The organism is Enterobacter sp. KB-221C9, assembly GCF_041320715.1.
Classification (GTDB): domain Bacteria; phylum Pseudomonadota; class Gammaproteobacteria; order Enterobacterales; family Enterobacteriaceae; genus Enterobacter; species Enterobacter asburiae_D.
In genome coordinates, this window is the sequence record NZ_JBGIWG010000003.1 from 121,288 (window position 1) to 147,136 (window position 25,849).

Annotated in this window: 24 protein-coding genes and 1 pseudogene; 13 read left to right on the forward strand and 12 right to left on the reverse strand. The window is 56.0% G+C overall.

Translation table 11 applies throughout. The features are described from left to right. The first annotated feature begins 119 nt into the window (after positions 1 to 119). Both AB8846_RS04685 and AB8846_RS04690 read left to right on the forward strand, forming a co-directional pair. Entirely contained in the window at positions 120 to 371 is a 252-nt protein-coding gene (locus AB8846_RS04685) for a hypothetical protein (protein WP_063144756.1), read from the forward strand. After that, complete coding sequence (locus AB8846_RS04690) at positions 368 to 583, forward strand: hypothetical protein (protein WP_008503298.1); 216 nt, start codon at positions 368 to 370, stop codon at positions 581 to 583. The genes AB8846_RS04685 and AB8846_RS04690 overlap by 4 nt, the downstream gene beginning before the upstream one ends. Positions 584 to 666: 83 nt before the next feature. Here AB8846_RS04690 and AB8846_RS04695 read toward each other — a convergent pair whose 3' ends face one another. Continuing rightward, entirely contained in the window at positions 667 to 2,088 is a 1,422-nt protein-coding gene (locus AB8846_RS04695; RefSeq protein ID WP_370732178.1) for a PLP-dependent aminotransferase family protein, read from the reverse strand. An 86-nt stretch (positions 2,089 to 2,174) separates the two neighbouring features. Between AB8846_RS04695 and AB8846_RS04700 the strand changes: the two genes are divergently transcribed. From AB8846_RS04700 to AB8846_RS04710, 3 genes are all read left to right on the forward strand, one after another. Beyond that, positions 2,175 to 2,786 (forward strand): YitT family protein, encoded by a 612-nt coding sequence (locus tag AB8846_RS04700; protein WP_063144754.1) that lies wholly within the window; start codon positions 2,175 to 2,177, stop codon positions 2,784 to 2,786. Between the two features lie 76 nt (positions 2,787 to 2,862). Further along, a complete protein-coding gene (locus AB8846_RS04705; protein ID WP_370732179.1) occupies positions 2,863 to 3,933 on the forward strand; it encodes a LacI family DNA-binding transcriptional regulator in 1,071 nt (356 codons plus the stop codon). A gap of 102 nt (positions 3,934 to 4,035) precedes the next feature. Beyond that, positions 4,036 to 7,125 carry a beta-galactosidase gene (locus tag AB8846_RS04710; RefSeq protein ID WP_370732180.1) on the forward strand — a complete coding sequence of 1,030 codons (3,090 nt, stop codon included), beginning with the start codon at positions 4,036 to 4,038 and terminating at the stop codon, positions 7,123 to 7,125. A 38-nt stretch (positions 7,126 to 7,163) separates the two neighbouring features. On the opposite strand, the gene AB8846_RS04715 is transcribed toward AB8846_RS04710, so the two are convergent. Further along, positions 7,164 to 7,979: a nickel/cobalt efflux protein RcnA gene (locus AB8846_RS04715; protein ID WP_370732181.1), complete on the reverse strand. Its 816-nt coding sequence runs from the start codon at positions 7,977 to 7,979 to the stop codon at positions 7,164 to 7,166. A gap of 134 nt (positions 7,980 to 8,113) precedes the next feature. Between AB8846_RS04715 and AB8846_RS04720 the strand changes: the two genes are divergently transcribed. Continuing rightward, a complete protein-coding gene (locus tag AB8846_RS04720; protein ID WP_024906840.1) occupies positions 8,114 to 8,386 on the forward strand; it encodes a metal/formaldehyde-sensitive transcriptional repressor in 273 nt (90 codons plus the stop codon). Here the strand turns inward: AB8846_RS04720 and AB8846_RS04725 are convergent. After that, positions 8,379 to 9,944 (reverse strand): EAL domain-containing protein, encoded by a 1,566-nt coding sequence (locus AB8846_RS04725; protein WP_370732182.1) that lies wholly within the window; start codon positions 9,942 to 9,944, stop codon positions 8,379 to 8,381. The genes AB8846_RS04720 and AB8846_RS04725 overlap by 8 nt on opposite strands. 219 nt (positions 9,945 to 10,163) lie before the next feature. Here AB8846_RS04725 and AB8846_RS04730 point away from each other — a divergent pair, with 219 nt between their 5' ends. Continuing rightward, a complete protein-coding gene (locus AB8846_RS04730; RefSeq protein ID WP_370732183.1) occupies positions 10,164 to 10,424 on the forward strand; it encodes a type B 50S ribosomal protein L31 in 261 nt (86 codons plus the stop codon). 2 nt (positions 10,425 to 10,426) lie between these two features. Further along, the gene (gene ykgO / locus AB8846_RS04735) at positions 10,427 to 10,567 is read left to right on the forward strand and encodes a type B 50S ribosomal protein L36 (RefSeq protein WP_003859006.1); all 141 of its coding nucleotides are present in this window, start codon (positions 10,427 to 10,429) and stop codon (positions 10,565 to 10,567) included. On the opposite strand, the gene AB8846_RS04740 is transcribed toward ykgO, so the two are convergent. Beyond that, positions 10,564 to 11,274: a GNAT family N-acetyltransferase gene (locus tag AB8846_RS04740; RefSeq protein WP_370732184.1), complete on the reverse strand. Its 711-nt coding sequence runs from the start codon at positions 11,272 to 11,274 to the stop codon at positions 10,564 to 10,566. The two genes, ykgO and AB8846_RS04740, sit on opposite strands and share 4 nt — an antisense overlap. 101 nt (positions 11,275 to 11,375) lie before the next feature. Here AB8846_RS04740 and AB8846_RS04745 point away from each other — a divergent pair, with 101 nt between their 5' ends. Continuing rightward, entirely contained in the window at positions 11,376 to 12,836 is a 1,461-nt protein-coding gene (locus tag AB8846_RS04745) for a PLP-dependent aminotransferase family protein (protein WP_370732185.1), read from the forward strand. On the opposite strand, the gene AB8846_RS04750 is transcribed toward AB8846_RS04745, so the two are convergent. The 6 genes from AB8846_RS04750 to acrA form a co-directional block, all read right to left on the reverse strand. After that, positions 12,808 to 13,275: a YlaC family protein gene (locus AB8846_RS04750; RefSeq protein WP_063144745.1), complete on the reverse strand. Its 468-nt coding sequence runs from the start codon at positions 13,273 to 13,275 to the stop codon at positions 12,808 to 12,810. The two genes, AB8846_RS04745 and AB8846_RS04750, sit on opposite strands and share 29 nt — an antisense overlap. A gap of 117 nt (positions 13,276 to 13,392) precedes the next feature. Then, positions 13,393 to 13,944 (reverse strand): maltose O-acetyltransferase, encoded by a 552-nt coding sequence (gene maa, locus AB8846_RS04755; RefSeq protein WP_370732186.1) that lies wholly within the window; start codon positions 13,942 to 13,944, stop codon positions 13,393 to 13,395. A 207-nt stretch (positions 13,945 to 14,151) separates the two neighbouring features. Then, on the reverse strand, positions 14,152 to 14,370 hold the full coding sequence (locus AB8846_RS04760; RefSeq protein ID WP_008499287.1) for an HHA domain-containing protein: 219 nt from the start codon (positions 14,368 to 14,370) through the stop codon (positions 14,152 to 14,154). 27 nt (positions 14,371 to 14,397) lie between these two features. After that, positions 14,398 to 14,772, reverse strand: coding sequence for an Hha toxicity modulator TomB (gene tomB, locus AB8846_RS04765; protein ID WP_008499288.1), 375 nt, complete (start codon positions 14,770 to 14,772; stop codon positions 14,398 to 14,400). A 510-nt stretch (positions 14,773 to 15,282) separates the two neighbouring features. Then, positions 15,283 to 18,429 (reverse strand): multidrug efflux RND transporter permease subunit AcrB, encoded by a 3,147-nt coding sequence (acrB, locus tag AB8846_RS04770; protein ID WP_063145542.1) that lies wholly within the window; start codon positions 18,427 to 18,429, stop codon positions 15,283 to 15,285. Positions 18,430 to 18,451: 22 nt separating this feature from the next. Then, positions 18,452 to 19,645, reverse strand: a complete 1,194-nt coding sequence (acrA, locus tag AB8846_RS04775) for a multidrug efflux RND transporter periplasmic adaptor subunit AcrA (RefSeq protein ID WP_023310601.1) — start codon at positions 19,643 to 19,645, stop codon at positions 18,452 to 18,454. A 140-nt stretch (positions 19,646 to 19,785) separates the two neighbouring features. Here acrA and acrR point away from each other — a divergent pair, with 140 nt between their 5' ends. Next, entirely contained in the window at positions 19,786 to 20,439 is a 654-nt protein-coding gene (acrR, locus tag AB8846_RS04780) for a multidrug efflux transporter transcriptional repressor AcrR (RefSeq protein WP_063145541.1), read from the forward strand. A gap of 112 nt (positions 20,440 to 20,551) precedes the next feature. Beyond that, positions 20,552 to 23,899, forward strand: a complete 3,348-nt coding sequence (gene mscK, locus AB8846_RS04785; RefSeq protein WP_370732187.1) for a mechanosensitive channel MscK — start codon at positions 20,552 to 20,554, stop codon at positions 23,897 to 23,899. Between the two features lie 41 nt (positions 23,900 to 23,940). On the opposite strand, the pseudogene rsmS reads toward mscK, so the two are convergent. After that, a pseudogene (rsmS, locus tag AB8846_RS04790) lies at positions 23,941 to 24,109 on the reverse strand (pleiotropic regulatory protein RsmS); the annotation flags it as partial. A 14-nt stretch (positions 24,110 to 24,123) separates the two neighbouring features. Further along, a complete protein-coding gene (gene priC / locus AB8846_RS04795; RefSeq protein ID WP_063145539.1) occupies positions 24,124 to 24,651 on the reverse strand; it encodes a primosomal replication protein N'' in 528 nt (175 codons plus the stop codon). 50 nt (positions 24,652 to 24,701) lie between these two features. On the opposite strand from priC, the gene AB8846_RS04800 reads away from it, so the two are divergent. Then, entirely contained in the window at positions 24,702 to 25,079 is a 378-nt protein-coding gene (locus AB8846_RS04800) for a DUF454 family protein (protein ID WP_024906851.1), read from the forward strand. A 150-nt stretch (positions 25,080 to 25,229) separates the two neighbouring features. Next, positions 25,230 to 25,781 carry an adenine phosphoribosyltransferase gene (apt, locus tag AB8846_RS04805; protein ID WP_000127359.1) on the forward strand — a complete coding sequence of 184 codons (552 nt, stop codon included), beginning with the start codon at positions 25,230 to 25,232 and terminating at the stop codon, positions 25,779 to 25,781. The last annotated feature ends 68 nt before the right edge of the window (positions 25,782 to 25,849 follow it).

Genomic DNA, 25,849 nt, shown 5'->3' on the forward strand with positions numbered 1-25,849 from the left:
ACTGTCATTTTATAATTGGACGGTTATTTTCTCCCATATCTCAAAAATATATATATCTGGATAACATTGTTAACTTCGTGTATTAAATAAAGTACTTATTCCGAAGGGAAGTGACAAACATGGCTACAGCGGTATTAAACGTTAAGATTGATGACGCGCTAAAAGAAAGGCTTCGCCACTATGCGGAAGACAATAACGAGAATTTAAGCGTGACGACAGAGAAACTGCTGCTGCTGGCGTTCGAAGCAGTAGAAGAGGCGGGAGTATCGGAAGAGGATATTGATAATCAGCATACGGAAGAAGAGAGTGTTTCTCCTTTTACTCCTAAAGAAATCAAAGCTCTACGCAAACTTCTGAAGAAGAGAAAATGAAACAACAACTGTCAACTGCCAGTGACTACAAAGAGGCCTGCGATCTGTTGCGTTCAGGCTACGTGAAGCACGTACGTCTTGGCTGGAATGTCGGAAGTGATGAGTTCTTTCGTATTGCGTCTGACTGGTGTGATACCGGCGCAAAAATAAAGAAAGACGGTGAAAACTTCGTTATTTCACTGAAAGGTTTTCCTATTCCTGCTCAGCATTAACTTCTGAACGGTGAAAACTGCTGACTGCCTCCGTGACAGTCAGCAGTTTTTATTTTTTATGATCTGCTTCAAATATTTTATTATTAGATCACGCTGCGCTTTAATGATGGCACGTTTTTATTCAGGGCGAGCCATAGCGGTTTGATCCTCAGCAACGCCTGTTCAAGCTCTGTCGATTCGAGCGAGAAGGGCATCCGTAAATAGCGGTCAAACGCGCCAGATAAACCAAACCGCGTACCGGTCCCCAGATTGATCCCCAGAATCTCAGCCCGCGCGGCAAGCTGTGTCGCCAGCATGCCCGGGAGTTCTATCCAGTAAGAGAGCCCGCCTTCCGCTTCATGGAATTTCCAGTCCGGAAAATGTTCGCGCAACAGTTCACCGCATCGATCGCGTCGTTCCGCCAGCATCTTCCGGCGTGCGGGCAGAAACGTCTCGCTATTGTTAATGAGCCACTCCATCGCCAGCTGTTCCAGTAGCGGCGAGCCTAAATCCAGGGTATCCCGCGTCTGGGCAAGCGTGGCGATAGTGCGCGAGGAGGCGCGGATCCAGCCCAGACGCAGCCCTCCCCAGAAGCTTTTTCCGGCAGAGCCTAAGGTGATGACGGTAGCCTGCGGGTTAAAGGCGGCCAGCGGTGGCGGGGGAGGCGCGTCAAACCAGAGATCCACCATCGTTTCATCCACCACCAGCGCCGTTCGGGTTTGGGCCGCGATATCCGTGATGGCCCGACGGGTGGCGACATCCATACAGCGCCCGGTGGGGTTATGAAAATCAGGCATCAGATAGGCCAGGCGCGGCGCCGTCTGGGCAAGCGTTGCCGCGAAGCCGTCCGTATCCCAGCCGGTTTCCGGCAGCGACACCCCCACGGGCCGACACTGCGCTCCCTGAATGGCGGCAATCGCCAGCGGATAGGTGGGATGATCGACCACGACGCGGTCCCCCGGCCCGGTCATCATCCGCAGTACCAGCGCAAGGCCGCTGACGGCGCCATTGACTACCATCACTTCGTCTGCGCGGGTGGGAAGACCCCGCGCGGTATAGCGCGCCGCGATGGCCTCCCGCAGCGTCGGCAGCCCAAGCTGATCGTAGCCCGTCAGCGAGAGATGCTGCGTAATGGCCGTGAGCGCATGGGCATAAGCCTGATGGATCTCCGGCCCGGCATTGAGTGCGGCAGTAGAGAGATCCAGTGCGGCACTTGCCGCTGAAAGGGTAGGAACGGCGCGCGTATCCGGGAGGAGCACGCGTGACCCGCTGCCGTGGCGGCTTTCAAGGTAACCCTCTTCTCGCAGGTGGGCGAGGGCGCTGCTGATGGTGGTCCGGCTCACGTCCAGCGCGGAGGCCAGCTCACGCTCGCCCGGTAGACGCGTATTCAAAGCCAGACGCCCATCAAGGATTAACAGACGCAGCGCGTCGGCCAGCTGTCGCCAGAGCGGGGTGCGGGATGAGGCTTGCTGCCAGTGGCCTAAAAGGCGTACCAGAGACTGGCTTCCGAAGCGACGTGTTGACATATGCAGTCCACTATTTGAAAACTGGACATTAATCATAGTGCCATTTTAGGTCAGGATGAAAGCCTGGTTCACTGGAGAAGATAAAAATGGTACGTCGTCTGCTACAACTCTATGTCGGTTTAGGACTGTATGGCCTTTCCACCGCAATGTTTATTCGTTCCGATTTGGGTGTCGATCCCTGGGATGTTTTTCACCTTGGGGTGGGGATGCAGCTGGGGATGACTATCGGGACGGTAATCATTTTAGTCGGTGCAGCGGTGCTGCTGCTGTGGATCCCGCTGCGCCAGATGCCGGGCCTTGGCACGATCAGTAACGTGATTTGTATCGGTCTGGCGGCGGACGCCAGCATGGCGCTTATCCCGGAACTGGATTCGTTACCCGTTCGAATCGCTTTCCTGGTGTCGGGCATCGTGATGAACGCGATTGCGACCAGCATGTACATCGGCGCCGGCTTCGGGCCTGGCCCGCGCGACGGCCTGATGACAGGCATTCATGCCCGTCTGGGGTGGTCCATTCGCAGCGTGCGCACCTCAATTGAAGTCTCCGTCCTGCTGATTGGGTGCGTGCTTGGCGGGACGTTTGGGGTGGGAACCGTACTGTATGCCCTGACCATTGGCCCGCTTATTCAGCTCTGTCTGCCCTGGTTCCGCCAGAAGCCGCGCATTGAGGAAATAGCCCAGCCGGAACGGGTTGTTTAATTTTGCGAAGCGCTCACATGTTTTAACGGCGTCGCTGTGCCAGAATAGGGGCACGATAAACGCGATGCCAGAATGCATGAAAGCTATCACTCTCTATGATGTCGCCCTCCTTGCGGGGGTTTCTTATCAGACCGTTTCCCGCGTCATTAACAACGCGGAACATGTGTCTGCCCGCACGCGAGAAAAGGTGCAGCAGGCGATGGCGGAGCTGCACTACGTTCCAAACCTTCGGGCGCAGCAGCTGGCGGGTAAACGCACCCGTACGCTGGGTCTCATCACAACCGACCTGGCCCTGCACGCGCCGTCACAAATTGTGTCGGCGGTAAAAACGCGCGCGGCGGAACAGGGGGCGAGCGTCCTCATCTCCATGGTGGAGCAACCCCAGCAGTGTCAGGCCGCGCTTCAGGCGCTGCTGGCACAGCGGGTAGAGGCGCTGCTGGTGAATGTGCCGCTGGACGATCCGCACGCCGAAGAGCTCAGGGCGCTGGCGTCGCCAGTTCCGGTGCTGTTTCTCGATGTATCACCCTCAGCGCAGGTACACAGCCTCGTGTTTAACGCAGAGCAGGGGGCGCATCTGGGCGTTGAGCATCTGCTGTCGCTGGGACATCAGCGCATTGCCCTGCTGAGCGGGCCGGAAAGCTCGGTCTCCGCACGGGCGCGCCTGGCGGGATGGAAAGCCGCTCTGGCATTCGCGGGGCTTGAAGCCGCTGCGGTGGCCTGCGGTGACTGGAGCGCGGCCAGCGGATATGAGAAGGGACATCTGCTGTTGTCTGCGTCGACATTGCCGGACGCGATTCTGGTGGCGAACGATCAAATGGCGCTCGGGGTGATGCGCGCCTGCGCGGAAAAAGGGGTAGCGGTTCCGGGCCAGATATCGGTGGTTGGGTTCGACGATACGGCTGACAGCGCCTGGTTTTCTCCGCCGCTGACGACCATTCGCCAGGCGTTTCGCGAGGCGGGCGAACGCAGCGTGGAGTGGCTGCTGGCCCCCTCCGGGGACGAGGCGTGCTGGCAGCTTCAGCTGCCGGTGACGCTGGTTACCCGTCATTCCAGCGCGCGCCGCGCGCCGCAGCAGGCCGAACGCGAGGATCTGGCGCAGCAGCTCAGAAGCCTGGCACTCCTGGCCGAGCAGCTTGCCCGCAAATAAAACTTTGTGATCGGACTCGCTACCCTGCGATTGAGCGCTTTACCGTCGCAGGGTGCCAGGGCATGTTAACCAAAATTGTGAGCGCTTCGCAAAGAGGTTGATATGTCTAACACCCCCTCGCTGACCCTCAGCGCCCTCCTGGCCCGTCGGGACTGGGAAAACCCCGTAGTGACCCAGTGGAACCGTCTTGCCGCACACGCGCCGTTGCACAGCTGGCGCAATGAGCCTTCGGCCAGAGATGACGCTGGATCCGCCAGCAGGCACGTTCTCAACGGGCTATGGCGGTTTAGCTACTTTACCGCGCCGGAGCAGGTTCCTCCGGCATGGGTAACCGAAGATTGCGCGGATGCCGTTGCGATGCCCGTGCCGTCTAACTGGCAGATGCAGGGGTTCGACACGCCCGTCTATACCAATGTCACCTATCCCATCCCCGTTAACCCACCTTTTGTGCCGCAGGAAAACCCGACCGGCTGTTACTCGCTCACATTTGAGGTGAATGACGCCTGGCTTCAGAGCGGGCAGACCCGCATCATCTTTGACGGCGTGAACTCGGCGTTCCATCTCTGGTGCAACGGGCAGTGGATAGGCTATTCCCAGGACAGCCGGTTGCCCGCCGAATTTGACCTCTCGGCGGCATTACGCCCCGGGCAGAACCGCCTGGCGGTCATGGTATTGCGCTGGTGCGACGGCAGCTATCTGGAAGATCAGGACATGTGGCGCATGAGCGGCATCTTCCGCGATGTGACCTTGCTGCATAAGCCCGAGACGCAGATTGCCGATTATCACGTCGTGACGGATCTGAATGCGGAGCTGGACCGTGCGGTGCTGAAGGTTGATGTCACGCTGGCAGGCGATGGTTTTGCGGACGGCGAGGTGGTCTTTACCCTGTGGCGCAAGGGGGAAAAATGCGCCAGCGTCTCCCGGCAGCCGGGGTCTGCCATTGTTGACGAGCGCGGCAGCTGGGCCGAGCGGCTTACGGCAGCGATCCCCGTCGACCAGCCCGAACTCTGGAGCGCTGAAACGCCAGAACTGTATCGCCTGACGATGGCGCTTCTTAACCCGCAGGGCGAGATTCTGGAGATTGAGGCGTGCGACGTGGGCTTCCGCCGCGTTGAAATCAGCAACGGCCTGCTGAAGCTCAACGGTAAACCGCTGCTGATCCGCGGGGTTAACCGGCACGAGCATCACCCGGAAAACGGCCAGGTGATGGACGAAGCGACCATGCGTCGCGATATCGAAATCATGAAGCAGCACAGCTTCAACGCCGTGCGCTGTTCGCACTACCCGAACCATCCGCTGTGGTACCGGCTTTGCGATCGCTACGGGCTGTACGTCGTTGACGAAGCTAATATCGAAACGCACGGCATGGTGCCGATGAGCCGCCTTGCTGACGATCCGCGCTGGCTGCCCGCCATGAGCGAGCGCGTGACCCGCATGGTGCAGCGCGATCGTAATCACCCCTCAATTATCATCTGGTCCCTGGGCAATGAGTCGGGCCACGGCGCGAATCACGATGCGCTGTACCGCTGGCTGAAAACCACCGATCCGACGCGGCCTGTGCAGTATGAAGGCGGCGGCGCGAACACGGCGGCGACCGATATTGTTTGTCCGATGTACGCCCGGGTCGATCGGGATCAGCCGTTCCCGGCAGTGCCTAAATGGTCAATCAAGAAATGGATCGGCATGCCGGACGAAACGCGTCCGCTGATCCTCTGTGAATACGCTCATGCGATGGGAAATAGCTTCGGCGGGTTTGCAAAATACTGGAAGGCGTTTCGCAGCCATCCTCGCCTGCAGGGTGGGTTTGTCTGGGACTGGGTCGATCAGGCCCTGACGAAACGGGACGACGATGGCAATACGTTCTGGGCGTACGGCGGAGACTTTGGCGATAAGCCGAACGATCGGCAGTTCTGTCTTAACGGGCTGGTGTTCCCGGATCGCACGCCGCACCCGGCGCTGTACGAAGCTCAGCGCGCCCAGCAGTTCTTTACCTTTACGCGGGTCAGCACCTCTCCGCTGGTGATTGAGGTGCAAAGCGGCTACCTGTTCCGCCACACCGATAACGAAGTGCTGAACTGGACGGTTGCCCGGGACGGGGAGGTGCTCGCTGCGGGCGAAGTGACGCTGGCGATGGCGCCTGAAGGCACTCAGCTTCTGGAGATCGCCCTGCCGGAGCTGAACGCCGGGCCGGGTGAGATCTGGCTGAACGTTGAAGTGCGCCAGCCGCGGGCAACGCCGTGGTCACCGGCAGACCATCGCTGCGCGTGGGAGCAGTGGCCGCTTCCGGCTCCGCTCTTTATTGCTCCGCCAGCCCCGGCGGGCGAGCCTCCGGTGTTAACGCAAAACGATCGCATGCTGGAGATTGCCCATCTTCAACAGCGCTGGCAGTTCGATCGCGCATCCGGAAACCTGACCCAATGGTGGCGAAATGGCGTTGAAACGCTGCTTTCACCTCTGACGGATAACGTCAGCCGCGCGCCGCTGGACAACGACATTGGCGTGAGTGAAGCGACGCAGATCGATCCGAATGCCTGGGTTGAACGCTGGAAAGCGGCGGGCATGTACGATCTCACCTCGCGCGTGCTGCACTGTGAGGCTGAGCAGCACGCAGGCGAGGTGGTGGTCACAACCCGGCATGTCCTTGAGTATCGCGGCAAGGCGCTGTTCCTGAGTCGTAAAGTCTGGCGGGTGGACGATCGGGGGGTTCTGCATGGCGATATTCAGGTCGATATCGCGTCTGATATCCCTGAACCTGCGCGGATTGGCCTGAGCGTTCATCTCGCCGAAACGCCGGAAAACGTTCACTGGCTGGGGCTGGGGCCGCATGAGAACTACCCGGACAGAAAGCTGGCGGCGCAGCAGGGGCGCTGGACATTACCTCTCGGGGCCATGCACACGCCGTACATCTTCCCGACGGAAAATGGTTTGCGCTGCGATACCCGCAAACTGGTGCTGGGAACGCATCAGCTGAACGGCCATTTCCATTTCTCGGTAAGCCGCTATAGCCAGCAGCAGCTGCGGGAGACAACCCATCATCACCTGCTGCGGGAAGAGCCGGGATGCTGGCTCAACCTCGATGCATTCCATATGGGCGTGGGCGGCGACGACTCCTGGAGCCCCAGCGTCTCGCCGGAATTCATCCTGCAAAAACGTCAGCTTCGCTATACCTTCAGCTGGCAGCAGAACCCTTAACTGCCCAGGAGATGCGGCCACACGGCGTGGCCGCACGCTTACCCCAGAATGCCGTTCAGGCCATGCAGGCTCATGTAAATCCCCACCACGGTAATCAGCGCTGCGGAGATCCACGGCGCTTTACGGGAAAATTCGCTAAACCCGGGCCAGCGTTTTGTCGCATGTTTGAGGCTTAAGGCGGCAATCGCGCCGGACGCGACCAGCGTTAACGCCAGACCGATGCTGAAGCTGAATACCAGCGTCGCGCCGAGGGCGAAATGCTTTAGCTGCAGGCAGATCAGCAGAACGGTGATGGACGCCGGGCAGGGGATAAGCCCGCCGGTCAGGCCAAACACCACGATCTGCCCGGTGGTGACATTTTGACCGCTGAAGCGGCGGTTAATATCCTGCGCGTGCGCGCGCTGGTGGGCGTCCTGCCACTCTTCTTCAATCAGCGTGTGTTCGTGGTGATGATGATCATGATGGTGGTCATGGTCATGGTCATGGTCATGGTCGTGATGATGATCGTGCGGCTGGCTCTCTTTCCAGGTTCGCCACGCCATCCACAGGGCGATCGCAACGATCAACACCCCGGAGATCAGCTGGAACCAGGGCTCGGACGTATGCGCATCCCAGCCCCGACCAAACCACAGTCCCGCCATCGCAACGAGCCAGACCACTGCCGTATGGGAAAGCGTGGCCGCCAGGCCGAGCAGTACCGCCTGTTTCAGCGTGCCGCGGATGGCCACGATAAAGGCGGCCATCATTGTTTTTGAGTGGCCCGGCTCCAGGCCATGTAGCGCACCGAGCAGGATAGCGCTGGGAACAAACAGCCAGGCATTGCCCTGCTGAAGGAGTGAAGCAAAATCGGTCATGGGAAATTCCGGAGTGGAAAGCGTGCGAAGATACTACTCCCCCCCAGTAGTTTAATACTACCCCCCAGTAGAAAAATACTCAGGGGGAGTAGAGCGTGATATGCTTTGAAAGCCAAAAAATAAGGGATACAGAGATGTCACATACCGTTCGCGACAAGAAAATGTTATTGACTCGCCTGAAGAAAATTCAGGGGCAGAGTAATGCTCTGGAAAAAATGCTCAACAGCGATCACGAATGCGCCGAGGTGTTACAGCAGCTGGCGGCGATCCGCGGGGCGGTCAATGGCATGATGATGCAGGTGATCGAAGGGCATTTAACCGATCATGTGGTGAAAGAGCCTGAAGAAGCGCAGCGTGAAGCCGATCTTGGCGTGGTGTTGCAGGTGATCAAATCCTATCTCAAGTAGCGTGCGTGCCGAGGTTGTTTTCTGCCCAGAGAATAAATTCCGCTTTTGGCAGCGCTTTGCTGTAGTACCACCCCTGCCCGTACTGCACGCCGTGTTGGTGCAGCCAGGCGAGCTGCCCTGCGGTTTCGACTCCCTCCGCCACCATCGCCAGCTTCAACGACTTCGCTATTTCAATGATGTGTGGCGTCACGTTTTTATATTCCAGCGCATCCACGAACGACTTATCGATTTTTAGCGTGTCGACGTCCAGATCCTGCAGATAGCTCAGGCTGGAATAGCCCGTGCCAAAATCATCAATATAGACAGGGTGGCCCGAGCGACGGAATGCGGCGATAGCCGGTGCGCTAATTTTGGGATCGGCAAAGCCGCGCTCGGTGAGCTCAAGGGCGATCTGTCGGGGATGGATTTGCCACTTATTCAGGAGCTGACTCAGCAGAGGCGGCAGGATGCCGGAGGTTAAATCGGCAGGCGCGAGGTTGATGGAGATATGCTGATCCGGATGGCGTTGCAGCCAGTGGCCCATATCTTCAAACACCTTTTCGATGACGAGTTGCGTGAGCTGCGAGATGAGCCCCGTTTGCTCGGCAAGGGGGACAAAAATGTCAGGCGAGAGGCTGCTTCCGTCCGGCTGGGGCCAGCGCGTCAGCGCTTCTGCGCCCACGATTTTTCCGCTACACAGCGCCACGATGGGCTGATAGTGAACCACAAAATCGCGGCTGTTAATGGCGTCCAGCAGGCGATTGCGTGGCGACTGGATACGGCGCAGTATCCGCAGGACAAAGAGCGCGGCGAGCAGGCTTATCAACATGCCGAACGGTAACCAGAACAGAAGCTGCCGGTGCCAGGTTTCAGCCAGCGGTTTGAGCGTTGCCCACGCGACGACGGTAAACCCCAGCTCCGGTACAGACTTCATGACGTACATTGAACCGTTGTACTGCACGGTTTTCACACCCCGCTCCTGAATCATGTCGCGGATGTGAGAATCGAGCTTATTGCTGCTGGCGAATATGCGGTGCGTTGTGCTTCCTACCAGGGCTGCATCAATCGCTATCTCACCGAAAGGGATCACGTCCACCAGCGAGGCAGGATCGACCATCACAAGGTAGTGGCCTTTACCCAGCACCGCCATGTAGCGGTTAAACCCAAGATCGTTCTGGGTGGTCAGCCACGCGCTGTAGCCATCTTCGGTAATGCGCATCGGAGGGGGGAAAGGGGCCGCATGACTGGTTTGCTCCAGGGAGGAGCAGAGCGGTCGAAGATTGTCGATGTAAATCACTTCCTGGACATATCGCCACGAGAAAGCGACGCGTCGCATCTCCCTTAATTGCAAAGGACTACACGGCACGCCCTCAAAGGCCTGCAGATGATCGAGCGCTTCTTTTGCCTGATCCACAACCCGGTCGGTTCGTACCAGCACGCGTGAGGCATAGTTTTCCAGCGCATCGACAAATTTATCTTCCGCCTGGCGATGGGCCAGCCAGATGCTCAGGCAAATGGGGACCAGCACAGAAAAGATAAGTACGCCAGTCACCAGACTGACCAGATGTCGGGTTTTCATGCTGTCGTGTCCTTCCTCGTATACCCGTTCCTGGGCGCTGAGTTCCCTGCCTGAAGAGAAAGATTTTACCGCGAAATGATATAGTTATAGCACGAGGGTGCCACGGTTTACATTTTATCTAAGGTAAACCAGAAAATATCGGCAGAAGAGAGGGGTTGTTTTTTCAACCTGGCCTGGATATTATTTTGTTATGTTATAACAAAACATAAAGGATTTACGATGAAACCCGATATCCACCCAGCCTATCGCACCGTGGTATTCCACGACACCAGCGCCAATGAATATTTTAAAATTGGCTCAACCATAAAAACCGACCGCGAAATTGAACTCGACGGCGAAACGTATCCGTACATCACCCTTGATGTCTCGTCAAAATCGCACCCGTTTTATACCGGTAAGCAGAAAACGTTCTCCACGGACGGCAGCACAGCGCGATTCCGCAAGCGTTTTGGCGGTTTTCTCAATGCGAAGCGGGGCTAACCATGCAGGTACTTAACTCATTACGCAGTGCAAAGCAGCGTCACCCGGATTGCCAGATAGTCAAACGCAAGGGACGCTTATACGTGATTTGCAAATCCAATCCGCGCTTTAAGGCGGTTCAGGGACGTAAAAAAAGACGCTAGACGCGCGTTTCTCGCCAGCTTTCCAGGGATCTTTTCTGTTTGCCATCGGCAGTAAAATTGTCGGTGGCAAGCCAGCTTTCAAAGGCGCCCGCCAGCGCCGGCCACTCTTTGTCGAGTATCGAAAACCAGTCGGTATCCCGGTTGTGGCCTTTTATGACCAGCGCCTGGCGAAAGCGCCCCTCAAACTGAAAACCCAGACGCAGTGCCGCCTTGCGGGAAGGTTCGTTCAGGCTATTGCACTTCCATTCATAACGCCGATAGCCCAGGGTATCGAACACGTAACGCATCAGCAGATACTGCGCTTCTGTCGACATCGGCGTGCGGCTTAAAAGAGGAGAGAAGTGAACGTGCCCCACTTCCACGACCCCGTTTTTAGGATCGATCCGCATCAGGGACAGCGTCCCGACAGGGGACTGAGTCCGGTTATCCATAACGGTAAAGTGGATGGGATCGGATAATTCACTTACGCTCGCCACCCATTCGGCAAACTCCTCTGCGGTGGCATCGGGTTCACGCAGCAGCCACGTCCAGCTGCGGGTATCTTCGGCCAGGGAATACGCAGAGAACAGCGCGTGGGCATGCTCTACGCGCAGCGGCTCAAGTCGACAATAGTGACCCTGAAGGACCACCCGGGACGGGTGCTGACGGGGTTGCCAGTCGGTAAGCGCCTCGCCCACCGGCTGTCCGAACTGATTGAATGTCTTCATCTTAATTTCCGTGACGTTGAAAAGAGCTTCAGACTAGTGAATTGTTGGTTCCTTAAAAAGAACCACTGCGCTATGTTTTGATGGTGCCACGAGGAGGCGAGATGAATATACCGGGTGATGAATTTTATACCTTGCTCCATGCAGCCCTGAAAACACGCGGCGAAGAGACGCTCCAGCGCGCGCTCTACCTTGCTTTGCGGGAGGCCATACTGTGCGGAAGGCTACGATCCGGCAGCCAGCTTTCCGGTTCGAGAACGCTAGCCCGGCAGCTCTCCCTTTCCCGGAATACCGTCAATGCGGCGCTGGACCAGCTCACCCTCGAAGGGTATTTGCAGCGTAATCGCCAGGGAGCGCGAGTGGCGCAGTTAGCTCATCGTTCTGTCTCCCGGACATTGCCGGGCCCAGCCGTCACGCTCGCAAAACGGGTCGGGCTGCTGCCCGCGCCAGTACCCCGGGACACACCGGTTCTGGCGTTTACCCCAGGCACGCCGGCCATCAACTATTTTCCTCTGCCGCTGTGGCGGCGATTGTACGACCGCGTGATGCGGGAGGAGGGAAATGCTCTGCTAGGGTATGGCGACCCGGCCGGCGAGCCGTCGCTGCGGGCGGCGATTGCCCGGCATCTCGCCCTGTCCCGCGGTATTGACTGCGACGCCAGCCAGATTGTTATCACGGAAGGCGCGCTTGAGGGCGTCAACCTCTGCACGATGCTGTTAAGCGAGCCTGGCGATGTCGCCTGGGTGGAAAACCCCGGCTATAGCGGGGCAAAGAGTGCGTTTGTTAAAACCGGCCTGGCAATGACGGGAATACCGGTTGATGACGAGGGAATGTGCTGGGAAGTTCTGGATGCGCCTGCACCCTCACTGATTTTTACCTCACCTTCGCATCAGTTCCCTTACGGGAGCGTGCTCAGCGCGCGGCGGCGGCTGGCGCTGCTTGAGCTGGCCCGGCAGCACAGCGCGTGGATCATTGAAGATGATTACGACAGCGAGTTCCGCTATGCCGGTGAGCCCGTACCGGCGATGCTGGGAATGGTCAACAATGCGCCCGTTGTGTATCTGGGGACGTTCAGTAAAACGCTGTTTCCGTCGCTCAGAATGGGGTTCATGGTGTTACCGCCAGCGCTGGCGAAAGCGGCTCGCCCGGCCATCGGCTCGCTGTTGCGCGGTGGGCATCGTGCGGAGCAGCGTACCCTGGCGCTCTTCATTGAAGAAGGTCATTACGCCCGCCATCTTGCCGCCATGCGCCGGCTCTATCGTAAGCGCTACCGCCAGCTGCGGGAGGTGCTGGACGCAGAGCTTCATACGCCGCACCGTATTCTGGCCGGTGAAGGCGGGATGCATCTGACGCTGGCGATAGACGGTATTGACGACCAGAGGCTGGTGGAGCAGGCGAGGGCGTTTCAACTGGCACCCGCTGCACTGAGCGGGTACTACCTGGAGGCGAAGCAGGGGCAAACCGGTCTGGTTTTAGGTTACGGCAATACCTCTGCTTCTCAGTTTACGCCGGGGATCCGGCGTATGCAGGCGTTAATTACGCAGCAGCAGGGCGGGAAAGGGTAAAGACGTCATAGAAAGAGAGCTGACCTTTGGTGGAGACCATTTTCTGCAGCTTCTCTTTTTGCCCGGCTTCAACCGCCGGAGAGTGCATGATGTTTTCGATCAGCTCCTCTGGCACGTAACGCGTGTTGTACCATTCGCCGTTGTAGCAGACCCGGAAATCGAGCACGTCGATATCTTCGTAACGGTAGCGCGGATTCACGTCGAAAAAGAAAAAGGCGTTGAAGACGACAAACAGTACAACCAGCAGCCAGACGGAGTCCGCCAGCGTTTCGGATGTCAGCATCACAATCAGCGTCGCCAGCCAGGCGGCATACATTGCGACAAACAGTCCAGGATGTTTGCGAATAAAACTAATGCTAAAGCGCGGGCGATTATCGCGCTTTTCGCGGAGATTAAGATCGTCGATGGTGGCGGTAAGCAGGCGCTGTATCTCGGTCATTTTTTGCCTTCATAAGAGTTGACAATACAGGGGGTCTGCCAATTTTAGGGGAGCCATCAGGCTGAAAGAAGTAACAGTCTGGCGCTAAAAGACCATAACAGTTGGCTCCCCGGAGCCTCACAGCGTTTTGATGATTTTTGCCGGGTTGCCGCCAACCACGACGTTAGCCGGGACGTCTTTCGTCACGACGGCGCCGGAGGCCACCACCACATTATCACCAATGGTGACGCCAGGGTTAATGACCGCCCGGCCACCAATCCAGACGTTATTGCCAATCCTGACGGGTTTTCCAAACTCCACGCCGCTATTCCGTTCTTCTGCGTCCAGGGGATGGGTAGCCGTATAAATATGAACGCCCGGCGCGAGCATGCAGTTATCGCCAATATGAACAGGGCAGACATCCAGCATTACGCAGTCGAAGTTAGCGTAAAAGTTTTTGCCCAGATAAATGTTATACCCGTAGTCGCAGCGGAAGCTTGGTTCTATATAAGCGCCTTCACTTTGTCCCAGAAGTTCCGCCAGAATGTTCTGGCGTTCTGTTTTTTCATCAGGCGCGGTGTGGTTATAGCGGTAAACCAGATGGCGGGCGCGCAGTCGGTCGGCCCGTAACGTCTCATCGCCGGGGCGGTAATGTTCACCGGCAATCATTTTCTGTTTTTCTAAGCTCATTGGAAACCTCGCTGGATGTGATTACCGCAGGGTAATCGGAACAGGCCAGAAGGGGAACGTTCCCGAAAAGCCGATGTGACTGGCGTCACAACATTGTTGCTGATAAACACGTTTACACGGAGACCTGGCCTGGGCGCAGGGAGTATAACGGGATAGGTAAAAACAGTTTAAAACGTGGCGTAGAACTCTACAGACACCCTTCAAAGATTAACGGACAAATTTCCACACAGAAGTAGGGATCTTGTCATACAGTTTATTCATTGTTAGCTCAGCAAGACGATGGTCAGCGGCTGAATAAAATACCGCCAGTTCATTATCCGAAAGCTCGTATTTATTCTTTTCAATGACGCGCTCAAGCGTGTCAATTGACTGACAGCGTCGTAAGCGCATCAAATAATCGATCTTTGTGAGTGGTTTATCAGACATAAATTCACCTTAGTAATTGTAATAATTTTAACAGGAAAGACTAACCGGGTTAGCTCTGCTCACGTTGACGAAACAGCGGAATAGCCGGTTTCCCGATTTACGCCATTTTTGCAAATCCTGGGCGTTAATGCCGTAACTGCTGAACAACATAAAGGTGTCGTCCAGGTATTCATCAATTTGCTCAATGAGCTTATTATCTTCATTGTACTTAATTTTATAATTAAGTGCGAAGGTTGCGATATGCTCTATCAGCTCATTCAACTGTAAATTGATGGCAGACGTTGGGTCGTTTACCCAGCCATGGTTGCTTTCATCAAGGTTGGCAAGGCAGTCATGGTACAAGGATTCGCAGAGAAATTTCAACTGCGCGATATCATGCCTTTTTGGCGAGTACTCGTCCATAGCGCATCCCCTTCTGAGTGATTTCTTACTCACCGAACATCATTGTCGGGATGGATACAACTGACTTAGCTACATGAGTGCTGTGTTCCTGATAACCTAACTATAAGCCACTCCTTGCTGGATTTCATCGCGCTATTACGAAAAATTACAAATAAAACCGCAGACTGCGAGCATGTACGCAAAGGGTCATCCTGGACTCAACTTTTTTATCCAAATTAACAAGGGTGTTTTATCGCTTCCTTACGTTTCATTGGCTTAGCAAAAATGATGAGAAAAGTTCAGATTCAGACTTCTCTTTGTAAGAAGTTCTTATTAGGAATATTCCTAATAACTTAAGCGGGGAAATGAAATTAAAAAAATCCTGAATTCACCGATTAAGTTATCAGTTAATTATGATATGTCTATTTAAGATGGCAGAAAATAAATAGAACCACAATAAGCGTAATTTATGATTTTTTCTGAAAATGAAAAAGGCCGCTAATGCGGCCTTTTTATCATGTGAAACCGGTATCAGTGAGGTTCTACCGAATGACTGTGTTCAACATCTTCATTCTTTCGGCTAAAGCGGCGGCGAACCACCACGAAGAACACCGGTACGAAGAAGATAGCCAGTACGGTCGCGGTAACCATACCGCCCATTACACCTGTACCTACTGCGTTCTGCGCGCCGGAGCCTGCACCGGAGCTGATAACCAGCGGCAGTACGCCGAGGATAAACGCCAGTGACGTCATCAGGATTGGGCGCAGACGCATACGAACCGCCTCAAGCGTCGCCTCAATAAGGCCTTTGCCTTCTTTCTCCATTAGATCTTTGGCGAATTCAACGATAAGTATCGCGTTCTTCGCCGACAAGCCAATGGTTGTCAGCAGGCCTACCTGGAAGTAAACGTCGTTGGTCAGTCCACGGAACGTTGCCGCAAGCAGCGCACCGATAACCCCGAGTGGAACCACCAGCATAACGGAGAACGGAATCGACCAGCTCTCGTACAGTGCCGCCAGACACAGGAAGACCACAATCAGTGAAATGGCGTACAGAGCAGGGGCCTGGTTACCGGACAGACGTTCCTGATAGGACATACCGGTCCAGTCATAGCCGATACCCGCAGGCAGTTTGCTTGCCAGCTCTTCCATCAGGTTCATGGCTTCACCGGTGCTTCGGCCCGGCGCTGCCTGACCCAGGATCTCCATAGACGGCAGACCGTTATAGCGTTCCAGACGCGGTGAACCGTATTCCCAGCGCGACGTTGAGAACGCCGAGAACGGAACCATCTGACCATTGCTGCCGCGCACGAACCAGTTGTTGATATCGTTCGGCAACATACGGTACTGCGCCTCTGACATCACGTACACTTTCTTCACGCGACCGCGGTCGATGAAGTCGTTAACGTAGCTACCGCCCCAGGCTGCGCCCAGCGTGGTGTTGATGTCACTGATGGATACGCCCAGCGCCTGAGCTTTCTCCTGGTCGATATCGATCTTGTACTGCGGCGTATCTTCCAGGCCGTTTGGACGCACGCCGACCAGCAGGTCAGGGTGCTTAGCGACTTCACCAAACAGCTGGTTACGCGCCTGCGTCAGTTTCTCGTGGCCCAGGCCGCCCTGGTCAATCAGCTGGAAGTCGAAGCCGGTCGCGGTACCCAGTTCAACAATCGCTGGCAGGTTAAAGGCGAAGACCATCGCATCTTTAATCTGCGAGAAGGTGCCCATTGCACGGCCGGTGATGGCTTCAACCTTGTTCTTTTCGCCCGGACGTTCAGACCAGTCTTTCAGAGAAACGAAGGCAATACCGGTGTTCTGACCACGACCCGCAAAGCCAAAGCCGTTAACCGCAAACACGGATTCAACGTTGTCTTTCTCTTTGGTGAGATAGTAGTCCGTCACTTCATCCAGTACTTTCTGGGTACGCTCTTGCGAGGCACCCGCCGGAAGCTGTGCCATCGTCAGGAACACGCCCTGGTCTTCATCTGGCAGGAACGAGCTTGGCAGACGAACGAACAGGAAAGCCATGCCCACCACGATGATGATATAGAGCAGCAGGTAACGACCGGTGCTGCGCAGGATGTTACCCACGCTGTCGGTGTAGTGGTGCGTGCTCTTATCAAACATGCGGTTAAACCAGCCGAAGAACCCTTTATGCTCGCCGTGACCGCCTTTCTGAATTGGCTTCAGCATGGTGGCACACAGGGCAGGGGTCAGGATCAACGCCACCAGCACCGACAGCGCCATCGCGGAAACGATGGTAATTGAGAACTGACGGTAAATCGCACCGGTAGAGCCCCCGAAGAAGGCCATCGGGATAAATACCGCAGACAGCACCATCGCGATACCGACCAGCGCGCCCTGAATCTGGCCCATTGATTTACGGGTCGCTTCCTTCGGCGGCAGTCCTTCTTCCGCCATGACGCGCTCGACGTTCTCCACGACCACGATGGCGTCATCCACCAGCAGGCCGATGGCGAGCACCATCCCGAACATCGTCAGGGTGTTTATCGAGTAGCCAAATATCGACAGGATCGCAAAGGTCCCGAGCAGAACAACCGGCACGGCAATCGTTGGGATAAGCGTCGCGCGGAAGTTTTGCAGGAACAGGTACATCACCAGGAAGACCAGGATGATCGCCTCAACCAGCGTCTTAACCACTTCGTGAATCGAGATTTTTACGAACGGCGTGGTGTCGTACGGGTAAACGATTTTCAGACCTGACGGGAAGAACGGTTCCATCTTCTTCAGCTCTGCGCGGATCGCCGTAGCGGTGTCCAGGGCGTTAGCGCCTGTCGCCAGTTTGATACCCAGACCGGAAGCCGGCTTGCCGTTGAACTTCGCGATGATGTCGTAGTTCTCACCGCCCAGCTCCACTTTCGCCACGTCGCGCAGGCGAACCTGCGAACCGTCCTGATTCACTTTCAGCAGAATTTTGCTGAACTCATCGGCAGAGGTCAGACGGGTCTGCGCGATGATCGAGGCGTTAAGCTGCTGGCCTTTCACCGGCGGTGTACCGCCTAACTGACCGGCCGCTACCTGGGCGTTCTGCGCTTTAATCGCGCTGATCACGTCAACCGGGGTCAGCTGGAAGTTGTTCAGCTTGTTCGGATCCATCCAGATACGCATCGCGTACTGGGAACCGAACAGCTGCACGTCACCCACACCGGAAGTACGACTGATGGCGTCCTTCATGTTGGCGCCCACGTAGTCGGAAATATCCTCCTGCGTCATGGTGCCGTTGGTGTTGATAACGCCGACAACCATCAGGAAGCTACTGGACGATTTCTCGACGCTCACACCCTGCTGTTGTACTTCCTGCGGCAGCAAAGGCATTGCCAGCTGCAGTTTGTTCTGCACCTGAACCTGCGCAATGTCAGCATCGGTACCTGACTGGAAGGTCAGGGTGATCTGCACTGTACCGGTGGAGTCACTGTTTGAGGACATGTACATCAGGTTATCGATACCGTTCATGTTCTGTTCGATAACCTGGGTGACGGTGTCCTGCACCGTTTTTGCATCAGCCCCCGGGTAGGTTGCGGAAATTGTCACCGCCGGTGGCGCAATCGTTGGATATTGCGCGACAGGCAGCTTCAGGATCGCAAGTCCCCCGGCCAGCATGATGATAATGGCGATCACCCACGCAAATATGGGGCGATCGATAAAGAAATTAGGCATGTCTTAACGGCTCCTGTTTAAGTTAAGACTTGGTTTGTTCTGACTGGCCAGCGGCCGAAGCTTGTTGTTTATCGTCAGATTTCACTTCCTGTGCTTTAACCTGCGCGCCAGGACGAACTTTTTGCAAACCAGTAACAATCACGCGATCGCCATCTTTCAGACCTTCCGTCACCAGCCATTTATCGCCAATCGCCTGGGTGGCGGTGATATTGCGCGTTTCGACTTTGTCATCAGCCCCAACAACCAGCGCGCTCGCATCGCCGCGTGGCGTACGGGTCACACCCTGCTGTGGAACCAGAAGTGCGGTTGGATTCGTTCCTTCTTCCAGACGTGCGCGAACGAACATACCTGGCAGCAGATTTTTGTCAGGGTTCGGGAAAATCGCACGTAAGGTGATGGAACCGGTGGTCTGGTCGACCGTCACGTCAGAGAATTCCAGCGTACCTTCCTGCGGGAACTTGATACCGTCGTTGGTAATCAGCTCCACTTTGGCTTTGCCGTTTTCCTGCTTCAGGGTGCCGTTAGCCAGCTCCTGTTTCAGGCGCAGGAAATCATTGCTGGACTGCGTCACGTCAACGTAGATCGGATCGAGCTGCTGCACGGTCGCCAGCGCAGTGGTCTGACCGTTCTGCACCAGCGCCCCTTCCGTGACGGAAGACTTACCAATACGACCGCTGATAGGGGAGGTCACTTTGGTATAGGCCAGGTTAATGCGCGCGGTTTCGACAGCCGCTTTGGCTGCCACCACGGCTGCGTTAGCCTGCTGTGCATCTGCCAGGGCGGTATCGTAATCCTGTTGGCTGATGTACTTAGTGCCGAGCAGTTTTTGGTAGCGGTTCAGCGTCAGCTGGGCGATTTTGGCGGCGGCTTGCGCTTTTGCCAGGTCGCCTTTCGCGCTTTCATAGGATGCCTGATAGGTTGCTGGATCAATCTGATACAGAGACTCACCGGCTTTCACATCACCACCTTCGGTGAAGTTACGCTTCAGGATAATGCCGCTAACCTGAGGACGCACTTCCGCAATGCGGTAAGCATTTGTACGGCCTGGTAATTCGGTGGTGATTTGTAGAGGTTCAGATTTGAGCGTCACGACGCCTACTTCTGGCGCCTGCTGAGCTCCTTGTTGAGCTGGTTTGTCGTCACATCCTGTAAGCGCTAAGCTGCCTGAGAGCATCAGAACGACCGCCAGAGGCGTTAACCCTCTGTTTTTGTTCATATGTAAACCTCGAGTGTCCGATTTCAAATTGATCAAGGGTCCTGAGTCTAAAACCCATTGCTGCGTTTATATTATCGTCATGCTATGGTACATACATTCACAAATGTATGTAAATCTGACTCCTGTAAATTCACCCACCTATGGCACGAAAAACTAAACAACAAGCGCTGGAAACCCGACAACACATACTGGATGTGGCAATACGTTTGTTCTCTCAGCAGGGTGTTTCATCCACCTCGCTGGCACAAATTGCTCAGGCTGCCGGTGTGACACGGGGAGCGATTTACTGGCATTTTAAAGACAAGTCAGATCTGTTCAGTGAAATCTGGGAGCTTTCAGAGTCCAGCATTAGCGATCTCGAGAGTGAGTATCGGGCAAAATTCCCTGACGATCCACTCTCAGTATTGAGAGAAATATTAGTATATATCCTTGAAGCGACGGTAGTTGAAGAACGTCGCAGATTAATGATGGAAATAATTTATCATAAATGCGAGTTCGTGGGCGAAATGGCGATCGTTCAGCAGGCGCAGCGCAGCCTCAGCCTCGAGAGCTATGACCGTATTGAACAGAACCTGAACCTGTGTATGCAGTCAAAGCTGTTACCGGCCAACCTCTTAACTCGCCGGGCGGCTATCCTGATGCGCGGCTACATTTCAGGTCTGATGGAAAACTGGCTTTTTGCGCCGCAATCCTTTGACCTCAAGGAGGAAGCCCGCAGCTACGTGGCGATTTTACTGGAAATGCTACAGCTCTGCCCCACGCTGCGCGGCGACGCGCCTTCGCTAACGGCCTGATCCCTTCCAGGATTTATCTCAGAGGATAACGTTCGCGCTATTCTGCATCTGACGAGCGTGATATTCTTCACGCCGGACTATTTTCGGTCATCTTCTGACATCATTCACAACTATGCTGCCCATCAATCGCTCGCAACATCCTGTTTTTGCATTGCTCTTTGCGATGCTGTTTTTCTTCGCCACGGCGCCGCTGACCTGGGCCCGCGCCGATAACAGCAACGATATTCCCTCGCGCGGCGATGTTCAGTCGCAGCTCGACACGCTGAACAAACAAAAAGAGCTCTCTCCTCAGGATAAGCTCATCCAGCAGGATCTGACGGAAACGCTGGAAACGCTGGATAAAATTGAACGCGTCAAAGCAGAAACCGCCCAGCTTCGTCAGAAGGTGGCGCAGGCCCCTGAAAATATGCGCAAAGCGACGGAATCGCTGAACGCCCTGAGCGACGTCGATAACGATACCGAAACGCGCAAGACGCTCTCAACGCTCTCTTTACGCCAGCTGGAGTCGCGCGTCGCGCAACTGCTCGACGACCTGCAAACCGCGCAGTCCGACCTCGCCACCTATAACAGCCAGCTTGTCTCCTTGCAGACCCAGCCGGAACGCGTGCAAAACGCGATGTACTCCGCGTCTCAGCAGCTGCAGCAGATCCGCAACCGCCTGAACGGCACGACGGTGGGAGAGGGCACGCTGCGCCCAACGCAGCAAACCCTGCTGCTGGTTCAGCAGACCTTGCTCAACGCGCAGATTGAACAGCAGCGTAAAAGCCTGGAAGGGAATACGGTGCTGCAGGATACGCTTCAGAAACAGCGTGATTACGTCACCGCGAATATTAATCGCCTGGAACACCAGCTTCAGCTGTTGCAGGAGGCGGTAAACAGCAAGCGCCTGACCCTGACGGAAAAAACCGCTCAGGAGGCCGTCTCCCCTGACGAAACCGCCCGTATTCAGGCGAATCCGCTGGTGAAACAGGAGCTCGAGGCCAACCACCAGCTTAGCCAGCGCCTGATACTGGCGACGGAAAACGGTAACTCGCTGGTTCAGCAAAATATCAAAGTGAAGAACTGGCTGGATCGCGCGCTGCAGGCCGAGCGCAACATCAAAGAGCAGATCGCGGTTCTGAAAGGCAGCCTCCTGCTGTCGCGTATTCTTTACCAGCAGCAGCAGACGCTCCCGTCCGCCGATGAGCTGGAGGACATGACCAACCGCATCGCGGATTTACGTCTGGAACAGTTTGACGTCAACCAGCAGCGCGATGCCCTTTTCCAGAGCGATACCTTTGTCGCCAAAATTGAAGAGGGGCATTCCAGCGACGTGAACCCGGAAGTGCACGACGCGCTGCTCCAGGTCGTCGATATGCGTCGCGAGCTGCTGGACCAGCTCAACAAACAGCTGGGTAACCAGCTGATGATGGCCATTAACCTGCAAATCAACCAGCAGCAGCTGGTGAGCGTCTCGAAAAGCCTGCAGGAGATCCTGACCCAGCAGATTTTCTGGGTGAACAGCAACAAGCCGATGGACTGGGACTGGATTAAATCCTTCCCGGAGACGCTGAAAACGCAGATCAAGAGCATGAAGATCACCGTGAACTGGGAGAAAGCCTGGCCTGCGGTGACAATTGCCTTGCTGGCGGGATTACCGCTGCTGCTGATTGCCGGCCTGATCCGCTGGCGTCTGGGCTGGCTGAAAAAATACCAGGCGAAGCTGGCGTCCGAAGTGGGGCAGCTGCGCAACGATAGCCAGCTCCATACGCCAAAAGCGATTCTGATCGATCTCATCCGCGCCCTGCCGGTGTGCCTGATTATTCTGGCCGTGGGCCTGATTCTGCTTACCATGCAGCTCAACGTCAGCGATCTGCTGTGGGCGTTCAGTAAAAAACTGGCGCTGTTCTGGCTGGTGTTTGGCGTGTGCTGGAAGGTGCTGGAAAAAGACGGCGTGGCGGTGCGTCATTTCAACATGCCTGCGCAGCTGACCAGCCACTGGCGTCGTCAGATTGTGCGCATCAGCCTGGCGCTTCTGCCGCTGCACTTCTGGTCGGTTGTCTCTGAGCTTTCCCCGCTGCATCTGATGGATGACGTGCTGGGCCAGCTGGTCATCCTGCTGAACCTGCTGCTGATTGCGATCCTGATGTGGCCGATGTGCCGCGACAGCTGGCGTGATAAAGAGTCCCACAATATTCGCCTGGCCACCGTGACGGTGCTGGCGATCATTCCGCTGGCGCTGATGGTGCTGACGGCAACGGGCTACTTCTATACCACCCTGCGCCTGTCCGGACGCTGGATTGAAACGGTCTATCTGGTGATCGTCTGGAACCTGCTCTATCAGACCGTGCTGCGCGGCCTGAGCGTGGCGGCCCGCCGCATCGCCTATCGTCGTGCCATTGCGCGTCGTCAGCATCAGGTGAAAGAGGGGGCCGAAGGCGCGGAGCCGCAGGAAGAGCCGACCATCGCGCTGGAGCAGGTTAACCAGCAGACGCTGCGTATTACCATGCTGGTAATGATCGCCCTGTTTGCGGTGATGTTCTGGGCGATCTGGTCCGATCTTATTACCGTTTTCGCCTATCTCGACAGTATTACCCTCTGGCAATACAACGGTACCGAAGCGGGCGCTGCGGTCATGAAAAGCGTGACCATGGGCAGCCTGCTGTTTGCGCTGGTGTCGTCGGTGGTGGCCTGGGCGTTGATTCGCAACCTGCCGGGCCTGCTCGAAGTGCTGCTCCTGTCACGTCTGAATCTTCGCCAGGGGGCGTCCTACGCCATTACCACGATCCTCAACTACGTGATCATTATTGTTGGGGCGATGACGGTCTTTGGCTCGCTTGGCGTCTCGTGGGATAAACTGCAGTGGCTGGCGGCCGCCCTCTCGGTCGGTCTTGGTTTTGGCCTGCAGGAGATCTTCGGTAACTTTGTGTCCGGCCTGATCATCCTGTTCGAACGGCCGGTACGAATCGGCGATACGGTTACCATCGGCACCTTCTCCGGTACGGTCAGCAAGATCCGTATTCGTGCCACCACCATCACCGACTTCGATCGCAAAGAGGTGATCATCCCGAACAAAGCGTTCGTGACCGAGCGTCTGATCAACTGGTCGCTTTCCGATACGGTGACGCGCGTGGTAATCCGCCTGGGCGTCGCCTATGGATCGGATCTGGAGAAGGTGAAAGAGGTGCTGCTCAAGGCGGCGTCAGAACATCCGAAAGTGATGCACGATCCGGCTCCGGCGGTCTTCTTCACCACCTTTGGGCCGAGTACGCTGGATCACGAGCTGCGTTTATACGTGCGCGAGCTGCGCGACCGCAGCTACACGGTGGATGAGCTTAACCGCTCTATCGATCGCCTGTGTCGTGAAAACGATATTAATATCGCCTTCAACCAGCTTGAGGTTCACCTGCGTAACGAGAAAGGTGATGAGCATACGGAAGTGAAGCGCGACATTAAGGGTGACGATCCGACTCCTGCATAATCTATTTTCCCTCTGCCCTCAGGGGCGAGGGAACGATTTTCTCCCTCTCCCTCAGGGAGAGGGCCGGGGTGAGGGTAATTTCCCCTCAAAATCCCGCCGCACAATCTCCAGTGCCTTAAGCACCGTTTCGGCGGGGATATCATGATTCTCCAGCAGCATAATCAAATCGACGGCCAGCTTGACCTCATCGGGTGCATTTTCCAGTGACATGGGTGTGGCTCCTGTTAACGGGTCAAACGTTCAATGACGCGCTCAATCTCATCCCGCGCCTGACGGCAGCGAACGATGCGTCCTTCCAGCGCGCTAATCTCGCGCATCAATAGCTGCTGCTCTTCCAGCGTTTCGCTGTTGTTCAGCCGCACTTCGCGTTCGCGCTTCATCTCAAACAGCCGGCGCTCAAACTCCTGGTTCTCCAGCCGCTTGCGCTGCCATTTACCGAGTCCCGGCGAGGCGCTGTCCCAGGCGCGCAGCGGCCAGGCGGTGATTTCGCGATGCAGAGCGGTGATCTGCTCAGTGAGATGCTCCGCAAGCCACGCCACCTGTTCCTGCTGTTCACTCTCAACCGCATGGCGAAGCTCGTCGAGGTTTGTCTGCGCTTCCGCCAGGTAATCCTGAATGACGGTGCTGCGGGTACGAAAAAGCTGTCGGTCAAAGCGCGGCTTCAGCGTGGCGTGCCCCATTAGCGGTGTAGCCTGCTCCCGCAGGGCAATCAGCTGATTTTGCAGCCTCTCAAGAAGCAGTGCTGTTTTCAAGGCGCTCTCCAGTGGTAAAGTAGCCGTTCAGTTTGATAACGATTCGCATTATGAAGCGTACTATTTTAATCATCATTGGCTGGCTCGCGGTAGTGCTTGGCACGCTGGGTGTGTTTTTACCCTTACTGCCGACCACGCCGTTTATCCTGCTGGCGGCCTGGTGCTTCGCCCGCTCGTCGCCGCGTTTTCACCACTGGCTGCTCTACCGCTCATGGTTTGGCGGCTATCTGCGGCACTGGCAAAAACACCGGGCCATGCCGCCCGGCGCGAAGCCGCGCGCGATCGCGGTGATCCTCATCACCTTCGCTATTTCATTATGGCTGGTGAAAATGATGTGGGTACGCATTCTGCTGCTGGCGATCCTGACCTGCCTGCTTTTCTTTATGTGGCGGATCCCCGTGGTTGATGAAAAGCAACAAAAGCACTGAAGCCTCATCATGGCTGTTGCAATTATCACGCGCAGCCAGTAAATTCGACCGTTTTCGAGCACAGGTGCGCCTGGTCAAAGGTTAAACAATTGTTGCCTTGGCCGACTCGTTGCGCGCTGTGAGTAACACTGTTTCATTTAGGCAAAACCGATGACCGCAACTGCACAGCAGCTTGAATATCTGAAAAACAGCATCAAAAGCATCCAGGACTATCCAAAGCCTGGCATTCTTTTCCGTGATGTCACCAGCTTGCTGGAAGACCCGAAAGCGTACGCGCTCAGCATTGAACTGCTGGTCGAGCGTTATAAAAACGCCGGGATCACCAAAGTAGTAGGTACCGAAGCCCGTGGCTTCCTGTTTGGCGCACCGGTTGCGCTGGCAATGGGCGTGGGTTTTGTGCCGGTGCGTAAGCCGCGCAAACTGCCGCGTGAAACCATTGCTGAGAGCTACGAGCTGGAGTACGGCACCGATCAGCTGGAGATCCACGTTGATGCGATCAAGCCTGGCGACAAAGTGCTGGTGGTCGACGACCTGCTGGCAACCGGCGGTACCATTGAAGCGACCGTGAAGCTGATCCGTCGTCTGGGTGGTGAAGTGACCGACGCGGCATTCATCATCAACCTGTTCGATCTCGGCGGTGAACAGCGCCTGGAAAAACAGGGCATCACCAGCTACAGCCTGGTGCCTTTCCCGGGTCATTAATCCCGGTTTTCACAACCTCGCTCAATGGGTGAGGTTGTGATAGCATTCCCCTCCATAAATTCACCTTC